The organism is Chroococcidiopsis sp., assembly GCF_051657925.1.
Lineage (GTDB): Bacteria > Cyanobacteriota > Cyanobacteriia > Cyanobacteriales > Chroococcidiopsidaceae > Chroococcidiopsis.
The window spans coordinates 1-8213 of record NZ_JBOFLP010000372.1 but is presented as its reverse complement, the minus strand read 5'-3'; the positions used below and the strand labels follow the sequence as shown (position 1 = coordinate 8213).

Annotated in this window: 10 protein-coding genes; 9 read left to right on the top strand and 1 reads right to left on the bottom strand. The window is 42.4% G+C overall.

What is annotated here, in order from left to right; all coding sequences use genetic code 11:
* The 9 genes from ACRC32_RS29820 to ACRC32_RS29780 all read left to right on the top strand — a co-directional run.
* The coding region (locus tag ACRC32_RS29820; protein WP_438557376.1) for a hypothetical protein at positions 1–594 on the top strand (594 nt) is incomplete at its 5' end.
* A gap of 9 nt (positions 595–603) precedes the next feature.
* Entirely contained in the window at positions 604–966 is a 363-nt protein-coding gene (locus ACRC32_RS29815; RefSeq protein ID WP_438557375.1) for a hypothetical protein, read from the top strand.
* Positions 966–1181: a hypothetical protein gene (locus tag ACRC32_RS29810; protein ID WP_438557374.1), complete on the top strand. Its 216-nt coding sequence runs from the start codon at positions 966–968 to the stop codon at positions 1179–1181. Before ACRC32_RS29815 ends, ACRC32_RS29810 begins: the two co-directional genes overlap by 1 nt.
* Before the next feature lie 83 nt (positions 1182–1264).
* Positions 1265–1756: a hypothetical protein gene (locus ACRC32_RS29805; RefSeq protein ID WP_438557373.1), complete on the top strand. Its 492-nt coding sequence runs from the start codon at positions 1265–1267 to the stop codon at positions 1754–1756.
* 1 nt (position 1757) lies between these two features.
* Positions 1758–1922: a hypothetical protein gene (locus ACRC32_RS29800; RefSeq protein ID WP_438557372.1), complete on the top strand. Its 165-nt coding sequence runs from the start codon at positions 1758–1760 to the stop codon at positions 1920–1922.
* Entirely contained in the window at positions 1919–2881 is a 963-nt protein-coding gene (locus ACRC32_RS29795) for a hypothetical protein (RefSeq protein ID WP_438557371.1), read from the top strand. The genes ACRC32_RS29800 and ACRC32_RS29795 overlap by 4 nt, the downstream gene beginning before the upstream one ends.
* A 70-nt stretch (positions 2882–2951) precedes the next feature.
* Positions 2952–4256: a hypothetical protein gene (locus tag ACRC32_RS29790; protein WP_438557370.1), complete on the top strand. Its 1305-nt coding sequence runs from the start codon at positions 2952–2954 to the stop codon at positions 4254–4256.
* Between the two features lies 1 nt (position 4257).
* Positions 4258–5925, top strand: coding sequence for a hypothetical protein (locus tag ACRC32_RS29785; RefSeq protein WP_438557369.1), 1668 nt, complete (start codon positions 4258–4260; stop codon positions 5923–5925).
* The gene (locus tag ACRC32_RS29780) at positions 5918–6220 is read left to right on the top strand and encodes a hypothetical protein (protein ID WP_438557368.1); all 303 of its coding nucleotides are present in this window, start codon (positions 5918–5920) and stop codon (positions 6218–6220) included. Before ACRC32_RS29785 ends, ACRC32_RS29780 begins: the two co-directional genes overlap by 8 nt.
* A gap of 581 nt (positions 6221–6801) precedes the next feature.
* Here the strand turns inward: ACRC32_RS29780 and ACRC32_RS29775 are convergent.
* On the bottom strand, positions 6802–8213 hold a 1412-nt coding region (locus ACRC32_RS29775; protein WP_438557367.1), incomplete at its 5' end, for a tyrosine-type recombinase/integrase.

The following is an 8213-nucleotide window of genomic DNA, read 5'->3' as shown; positions in this document are numbered from 1 at the left end:
AGATTTACAGACATTGAAAGAGCTGAAGAATTACGTGCTGCCAAAATAAAGCTTGAGGCATGGCGTTCTTCGGATAGAGTAGCTAAAAAAGCTGCATATGCAGCAGCAAAATTGGGTGGGAGAACTAATGTAAATCGACAAGTTGCGTATATCAAGCCTTTTGGGGCTGGAACCAATTTTTGGTATGAAACCAAGGTTTTGACAAGCAATGCCTCATCAGGTGAACTTACGCCGGGAGAGGAAAATGAAGCAAGTTTAGTTGGTGCCGTAGTTGCTGCAATTGTAGCAGCAACAGATGGTTTTGCCTCGACAACAGCACCAACGGGTGCAAATACAGTAATTAAAGTTGCGAAAAAAATTCAATTTGCACGCGTGAAAGTAATTATTCCAGGTACGGCGACGCCAAGGACGCGAACGAGTCGTTTTACTGGCAACATTTACACACAAAAAGAAAGCAAAAGTGTTTCCTGTCCTTTTGGAATGAAGACCGGATCCGTGACTGAGGCAGAAGCTAAAGTCACTATCCGAAATGCCATTTTGCAATTATTGCCCGCAGCGAGAGTTATTTTTTATCCACAAGGTTTTGTGGGATAAACGTAAAGAATGAATATCGTCTTTAACACTTCGATGTGGCAACAAGTATGGGAAGAAACTCCAACAACAAAAAACAGGCTTCAGTGTCCATTGTTGTTGAAGTCACCCGTTATTGCGTTGTTGATTTCATCGCCGACAGTGCGATTAAATGACTGGTCTTTGGGCGCTTACGTTCAGAGAGAGGTTTTTACCGGGCTGGTAGTTGGAGGGTTGCCCGATGCTCGCCTGGATGGAAGTAAAAAACTGTATTTAAACAAACTACAGGTTTTTACTTATAGTGTTAAATGTGAATATTCATTAGTTGCCAGTTGTTTTGTTTACGGTAGTGGCGTTAGACTTTTTGCGTGGGAATACACGGGGGTGATTAATTAATGGTTTGGTGGAAACAGGTTATTACGGAAGTTATTTTCATTTTGGCTGCAATAGCACCTTTGTATAATTTGGTCATTCAACTTATCAGGGTAGAGCGTGCAGCAGCTTTAGAGCGCGCAGAAATGCGAATTGACATAAAAAATCTTGTCCGCAGGGCTGACGATTTTGACGAATGGCGATCGGCAAACAGTGGTTTGAGGCTTCCCCGCTCTTAAAAGGATGTTTTTGGGTTCTGTTCTTCTTTTCCGTTCACAGCCAGCTACCGTAGCTGGCTACCAATCAAAATAGATAAAATCAGATGGCAACAATAACAGTCGGAACAGGAGCAACAATAAATGCAACAACAATAGAGGGGCAGTTATTTCAGTTGTTGCATTTGATTAATAACGCAGAAAGGGGACTTGAGCCACAAAAGTTTAGCGTAATCAAAACAGACGATTACATTCTTGAAGCTGATTTTAAGATTCCCGGTAAAGTTACATTTGCGCCTGAAACTGGTGTTTTTACGGAAACCGCAGAGCCTTATTTGCCAACACTTGCGTTTTCGCCAGGCAGCCCGCCGGGAACAATTAAAAGCGGGACGCTAAGTCAATATTTCATTGACGTTGTTGCATACATTATTTTATGGCAAAACACTTCTGCAAAAAATCCTAATACACTAAAGAATGTAACGATGACGTATAACTACAATTCAAATGAGTACACGGGAAACGTCATTCTACCTTTTGGTTCTGTATTAGGAACAAATGGATCTGTAACTGAACAAGCGACAGAATGGTTGCTAACATAATATGAAAATCACAGACGCGCAAATGTATCGAGAGATTTACGAGAAGTGGATGGCAAAGCAAGCCGAAATCAATACTGCTGAAGCATTGCTTCATCGACTTGAATCCGAGGCTACAGCATTAAAACAACAACTTGACGACTACAGATTAAGGCGATCGCAATTATGAGCAACAATAAAATTTGGGGAGTGCAAATCGAAGATAGCGCGTTAGCCTTCACAACAGAAGGCGTAACACCCGGCAAATGGTTAACAGATACTGCTGGCGAAGTTTGGAGTGCGATCAAACGCGGCGTTCAAGCCGTTACTGATTTTGCAAAAAAAGTATTTGAAGGGGGGAAAGAATTACTGAGTGCGATCGCACGTGGTGACTGGGGGTTGTTTGGGCAATGGCTTAAAAGCGATCCGCTAGGTTTCCTTGCGGGGGGGGCAGCCGTAGCTGTGGCTGGCTGGTTCATAGGTAGCGCTACGGGTTTATCTGCGTTAGCGGTGGGAGGTGCAGCTAAAATGTGGGCAGCACTCGGATCTATTAAGTTAGGTGGTGTCGCGCTTGGGTCGATGCTCCCAACTCTTCAGCAAGCAATTGTAGGGACAACAAACACAGTGCTTAACGTTGACTGGTTGCAATCGGACGCTTCTATCCTTGCAGAACTAACCTCTGTTCACAACAGCTTTATGAATACGTTCGGGGAAAGTGTTGGCAGATTGCTTGTGGGGATGTTTTTGGGAGGGGGTAAGTCAAACCCTCGCCTTACGATTAATGTTACAGGTGCGGCAGCAATTGCGATCGAAGCTGAACAAAGTGGCAACAATATTGCCAATGAAATAATTGAAGAGCTTTCTAGTCTTGCAAACACTTTCATACGATACGCAAAGAACTTAGCGTTCAAGATTGGTTACATGAATCTAAGAAAGTGGACAAGAGAAAATGTCAGAACGGGAATCAAGGCGATTGACGAAAAAATCGCTAACTGGGGATTGCAGGAAGGACAATCATTTACGATTAATGGAACGATCGACGAAAAGATTGAGAAAATTACAGAAGACAGTCCGGCTCTGGGTAATTTCTTAGAAGGACTCAAAGAAGGGGGACTTGACGGGTTCAACGATTTTGTTGTGATGACCTAATGACTCTAATCACCTTTTCTACTCACAGCCAGCTACCGTAGCTGGCTACCAATCAAAATAGATAAAATCAATGACAGTATCAACTCGCACTTTCCCTGTTACGCTAACTTCAGCTACCGCTAATACGGTTATCGAGATAGTTCATTTTCGCGACGAACCATTGTTAACAGGAGAAAAAGCCGCGGTATACCTAGAAGCTGCTTTCTGCAATGTATCCCTCAAAAGTTTTCAGTTAATGAGATTTCCCGATTACGAAGGCGACGAATCGGATGCAGAGCGATTGTCATTGTTTACTGCCGCTGAATTAGCAAGTCAGAAAATAGGCTTAAGAATTCTTAGTCGGAAAAGCAATACAGGTACGTGGAGAGAAAAAGCGGAGGTAATTCTCACTAACGCCGGACGCAAAAGCTACTTCGATTTACTTATTCCTTACCTAGCCAAAGCTCAAGTAAGACTCCTTGAATATAACGATGCGATTGGAATTCAATTGATTGACTATGGCAATGGATTGCTTAAACAAAATGATTTTATCGAGATTGAGTTTGCTGTTACTGTAGATATTTCAAAAAAAAACGATGATTTTGAACAATTAAGCGCAAGGATTTCGTCGCTTGAATTAGCATTAGAAGGCAAGCTTGTAAATCTACCCGCAAATACTTTGTTAGGAAGAAATGCGACTACTGGGACAGCGCAGCCTATACTTCAGAGTACATTTGCAAAACCAGCAGATATAGATACCGCGATTTTTAACCTCATTGGTGCAGCGCCTGCTGCGTTAAACACTTTAGACGAACTTGCGAATGCCATTAGCGATGATCAAAACTTTGCCGCAACAATAACTAATTCACTAACCTCAAAATACAATGCGCTTGCATACAATTCATCTTTTAATCCTAATAATTTTATTTCAGGAATACAAGGGGCTGATGCCGATTTAGGCGAAGGGCTTAGAGGATGGCATTTTATTACCAATATAAGAAGCACATCAGTTAACTTTGGTTTTCAATTAGCATTTTGCGATACATCAAGTCTTTGTAAATTTAGAGAGAAAATAAGCGGTCAGTGGGAAGCTTGGAAAATAATTGCTTGCGGTGAATCTATTGCAGTAAAATACAAAGTTCTATCCGGAGTTACTGCGGCGAATTCTGGGGAAACAGTTACTTTACCACATGGATTAACGCCCGGAAATATCATTTCAATTTCTGGCGTTATTTTTTATGCAGCAAATGCAACTGTACCCATTTGCGGTACTCAGTCACAGTACGCTACTGTAATAGCATCAGATGCTATTAATATAAACGTTACGAACGTTGCCAACAACTCAGCGGGAATTTATTCTAAACCATTAAAACTATTAGTTTGGTATATAGGATAGTATGATGCGCAGAGCTATTAATCTTGACAAAGACAATTCCTCAAGGCGTCAACCAAGCACTCAGAGCCAACCCAGTCGATCGACCAGCGAAGTCTCTACCTGGGGGGTCAAAGGGACGCGAGAACTAGGCTCTTATGGTGGTATTAGTGGTGTTGCCGATGCACAGATTGATTTAGGTAACATTGCAGCGCAAAAAGCGAGTATCACTGTTAATCCTGTCGCGCAATCCGCACAGGTAGAAATTGAATTAGGAATAAAGAAAGGGCTAGAGGTAAGCGGGAGTATCGAAGCAACGCGGACACCTACGGGCATTGAGATAAGCAACGTAAGTTTTGGTGTAAACGCGCTTGGTTTTGGTGTAAACGCTGAAGGAAAGGGGAATGAAAGCAGCAAACTAGGCATTCAAGTATTTGGCGCTAAGGTAGAGATAGCGAGTGATAAAGAAGGGCGGACATCAGTACGCATTGGGTTTGAACTGCCAGGAATCGAAGCCGGGATTACACTTCAACCTGATGGAAAAAAAAAAGAAAGTGAAGTTTCAAAACCTGTCGAATTTCCGGGTGCACCTCCAGAAATCAACAAAAGTGTTAGTTCTTTGCCACCAATAAATTTTGCCAATAATTGTCTTGTCTGGGAGTATTCAATAGTCACTATATTTGGTTATATGACTGCTAATGGTGAATTTTTTGCCGAACTTAATGTAACAGAAAGACCTGAGCCACCGGATCGATTTAAAATACGAGTTCAAAACGGTGGTGCGCTTTACTATCCACCTTATACTTTGTGCAGTAATCCGAGAGGCGCTTGTGATATCTCTGACCCTTATGTAGATTTTATTGGAATTTACTCTGGTCACGCAACATATTCGCCAAACGGGAGGGGGGCTTATTTCTTTACCAATGCTCACAACAAAAGATACGCCAAATCAAGGTTAACTGGCAAGTGGCACATGATATCGGAGGAATACAGAGAAATCAGATCTAACTGCCCAAAACCGCAAATCGTTACGCCTACTAATTTGCCCAACCTACCACAACAATATAAGCCTATGAACTGTTGCGACAAAATAGAAGAAATATATAAATATCTTGGCATCGCAAAGCTCAAAAAGCACAAAATGAAAATAGCCAAAGCTTTTTTAGCACCTGGTGGGAAAGGCACAGAAGATTGTGAGGATTATTACCAAATTACTCAGGCATTATTTAGAATGCTTGCCAATGGTTTGATTATCAATCCAAAAAGCAAACCCCTCGGCAGCGAATGGCAAAGCACCAATGCTACAGCTTGGGCAAGTAGTATGTACGAGATGATGGCTGAAGCAATGAGTGACGGAAACAGCTCACAAAGGTTTGAGATTGCTGCAATGATGCAACTGGTGCAAATAATGAGTGCGATCGCGGAGAATACAAGAAAGGTAGAGTTTGTGGCGGACGGACTTGGCTTTGAGCCAGATCTAATCAAAGAGGATTTACCTGTCTGTTTTACTATTTATGAAAAACACAAGGGTTTTGGAAAATTCGATCCTAAAAAGATAAACACGAGTAACATTAAAACAGATGAAGAGGTAGAAGCGGTGCTAGGTAAAATGCTTAATCCGAGTAAGGTACCTATTGTTAAATGGCAGCTTAAATCTGACGAAACTACCATTAAGGAAGGACTAAATGGCTAGACGATCGACAGGAAAACCAGCAACGTCAACAGGTGCTACCACCCCCGGCGGTAAAGGCACAGGAGGGGCGGTTAGCCCAAAAGGTGGTGCGGGAAAACAAGCTAGTGAAGCATCCGCTACTAAAGGTGCTATTAGGGAAGAGTTTTTCAGAAAAAAAGACGGATTGTTAAAACTTAAATCACTCGACATTTTCTTAACAAAAGATGCAATGGGTATCAATATCGGAACAACCGACATGAAACCAGAGCTAAGGGAAATTGTTAAAAAACTGTTAAGCCGAAAGAGCAAGACTTAGTTATCCTTACCTTACCTTTTTGGTAGGTAGCCAGCTACCGTAGCTGGCTGTGAGTGGAAAAGAACAAAGAGAGACCAAGGTAGGAGTCGATCGACAAGCTTTCGAGCCTGCAACGTCTTGATTTATACATTGATTTTTTAAGCCACTGTAATAGCCGTGATTTTTGCCGTGTTTAGACAAAATAGTGTAGTATAGATTTATACACCTCGACTGAACATACTTATTATGCTTAAGCGTCTGCTTGTCCCCCTTCTGACAATGATTCTCTCCAACATTACGACCATTAACGCACGGCTTGCAGCCTTAGAGGCAGGCGACATCGCAGAGAGCGCGGACGAAGCAGCTTCTGAGGCTGAGATGCAGGCTCTGCTGGACAGTATGACGAACGAACCGCCTACCCCCGAAAGCGTTATCGCCTAAAACGTCAGTGATTTTCAGTGTAGTGGTTTAAACTTTGGTTTCTCTTTTGACCCTTTGCCTGGTAGTGGTGGCGAGGGTTTTTTGTTGTGTTTGCCGATCGCCAATTCTGAGCAAAAAAATACCCCCCTATTTAAAGGGAGGTACGTGACGAAGAGAGAGGGTTAAACCTCTGTTAGTTCAACCGATTCGCTCACACCTAGATAATGCCTCAGTATCACATCAATACTGTTCCCGCAAGCGGTAGCTATGTGAAGCAGTGCGTTGTTGTTATGAGCGTTAGCGTGTGCCGTAAGAGTAATGTACGTGTGACGTGTGTGATAGGGGCTGAGATAGCCACTTATCAAGCCTTCTTCGATCAATTTGGTTATCACGCCCGGATAGCAGTAAGTTTTTTCTACTCCATCAGTCAAAACTGTAGATATTTTATAGCCCGACCAAACAGCGGCAATACTAGCAACAGAGACAAACTTACCTTTGTTACCGGGGAATATCAAGTGATTTGATCCTTGATTTTTAATTTCCCGTAACAATTGCTTTAGGCGGGAATTTTCGCTAAAGTAAAACAGTCTAGCTTCCCCTGTTTTTGTATTTTTCACTTTTTGTGTTGTAATACCCAGTGACTTACTAAAGCGGATTATATTCCTTTCAAAGTCAACATCCCTCCATGTCAATGGTAGCGCCTCAGAAGTTCGACATCCTGTCAGAAAGTAAAACTCAATCAACGGTGCATAAAGATGCGATCGAGCTACCAATTGAGATTGATAAAAAGCACTGATAATGATATCTCTCTCTTGTTTTGTAAAGGCGCGTCTGTCATTTTCGAGTTCTTTTTCGTCCTGTACTTCATGCCATTCTTTCTCCTCCCCGTTTACTATTTTACTGGCATATTTTTGTTGCGTGGTAACGACAGGGACACTAAATTTATCCAAAACAAAAGGGTTGTCTGTTGTTGGATTAACCAGCATACCTTTTGTTTTGCAAAAGTCAAAAGCTTGATTAAGCTCACGCAAGAAGTACGATTTTGCAGAAATAGCTATTTCAGACAAGCAGACTGTAATCTTCTTCTTGTCATCCAGTCTTGTGTCGGATAAACACATTGTTGCCTGAGAAAATTTACGGGTTTTCTGATCGTACACTCTCCCAGATACAGTGTTTGAAAATAGCCTAAACCACTGTTTAAACGTTGTCTCTTCAATAGTGGTTTTCTTCCACTCTAGATAGGCTTCCCACATTGTCCCTACAGTAATTTCGGGTTCGGCTTGTGGTACGCCTGGTAACTGAAGTATGTCAGCTAACTTAGCGTATTTCCCGCCTAATAAACCCGCTAAGCCGTATTTCTCAAGGGTGCGATCAAATAGCTTATCCCACTCAGGATGATCGAGATCGGACTCCATCTGTACCGCTATCAATTCTGCACGGCGGACATCATCAGGGTTGCTGCCTGAGAAGCCTGCCTTGCCTAGATAGAGGTATTTGGGTTTACCCTTGAGCGACTTACCGTCCATCAGCTCCCAGAGGGGTGTATGACGTTTAGGGAACGATAGTCGAATACTCCCTTTGTCGATCGCAACTT